Here is a 1,306-nt window from a genome sequence, read left to right on the forward strand (position 1 = left end):
CCATTGAGCATGCGCAGCTTGGCTTCTTCGTAGCTGTGTACATCGCCTGTCACGCGCACGCCAGCGCTTTGAAGCAGGGCAGCATCTGCCGGGTCGGCAAAGCGGTCTTCGATCACCCATTCCCAAAAGCCTTCTGTGCTCAGCGCGCAGTGGTCTTGCAGGCCTAAGGCCTCTTGCGCGGCGGCCATCACCTCGGGTGTGGCAGCGGGCACGATGCGGTCGACCATGCTGCACGGAAAAGCGCAGTGCGCGTCCAGCCAGCGCAGCAGTTCGGCGTCTTGCACTGTAGAGGCAGCTTTGACCAGCGCTTGCAGCTTGTGGCCGTTGCCTTGCAGGTTGTCGCACGACGCGATGGTGATGCCCGGAAAACCCTTTTGCTGGCGCTCGCGCAAGCCGTCCAGCAGCAGTTGGCCCAGCGCCGGGGTGTAGCCTTTTTCGGTCACGGTGAGGGTAACCCAGCGGGTTGCTGTTGCCGCAATGGCTTGCACCACCGCATCGCGCTCGGTGGTGGCCACGCTGGTGCGCCACAGGGCCCCGGGCACTTGCCACTTCACACCTTGGCCATCGGCCACGCGCACGGCGTACAGACCGTCTTGTGCCCGCAGCTGGTTCACCAAATCGGGCCGCGTCATGCCCACGCCGTGGATGCCCCAGCGCGTGTCGCCACTGGCCAGCAGCTGGTCAAACACCATGGCCTGGTGTGCGCGATGGAAGGCGCCCAGACCCAGGTGCACCAAGCCAGGGGCGTGGGCGATGCGGTCGTAAGTGGGGCTGTGGACCGCCGTCGGCAGGGTATGGAGGGTGTCTGCAGTCAGGGTCATGGTGTCAGGTGTGAGGGGGTGAAAGCAAGGGCATTCAACGTTGTTGAAGTTTGTGTTCCGTTGCCTCGATCTCGGCCCAGGTCGCTTCATCGATCCAGATGCCGTTTTGCTCGCGGTCAGCGCGAGCGGCACGTTCGGGTTCGCCGGCCATGCGCACGCCATCGCTGCCGGGTGCGTCCGGGCTTTGGCGCAGCCAGTCGTCAAAGGCCAAGGCTTCTTGCTCGAACATGGCTTGTGTGCCCAGTCGCACCGGGTCGATCAGCATGGTCAGCATGCCGTTCAGCACCGCGCGTTGGTGGTCGGCTTCGCGGTGCCAGGTGCCGCTGCCTGTGAGCGCACCCCCCAGCAGTTCGCAAGCCATGGCCATGCCAAAGCCTTTGTGGTCGCCAAAAGTCATGAGTGCGCCAAACAGGCCGTTGGACTGCGGCACCACGACCACGCCGGGGTCGGTGGTGGGTTGGCCGTGTTCGTCGATCAAATAGCCG

At 64.5% G+C, this 1,306-nt stretch carries 1 protein-coding gene and 1 pseudogene; both read right to left on the bottom strand.

The genetic code is table 11. The annotated features are described in order from the left end of the window. Positions 1-821: pseudogene (locus Q0341_RS14015) on the bottom strand (mannitol dehydrogenase family protein); the annotation flags it as partial. A 34-nt stretch (positions 822-855) separates the two neighbouring features. Continuing rightward, a partial coding sequence (locus Q0341_RS14020; RefSeq protein ID WP_299514557.1) for an Ldh family oxidoreductase occupies positions 856-1,306 on the bottom strand: 451 nt, incomplete at its 5' end.

Origin of the sequence: uncultured Limnohabitans sp. (assembly GCF_937889215.1) — a bacterium.
Lineage (GTDB): Bacteria > Pseudomonadota > Gammaproteobacteria > Burkholderiales > Burkholderiaceae_C > Limnohabitans_A.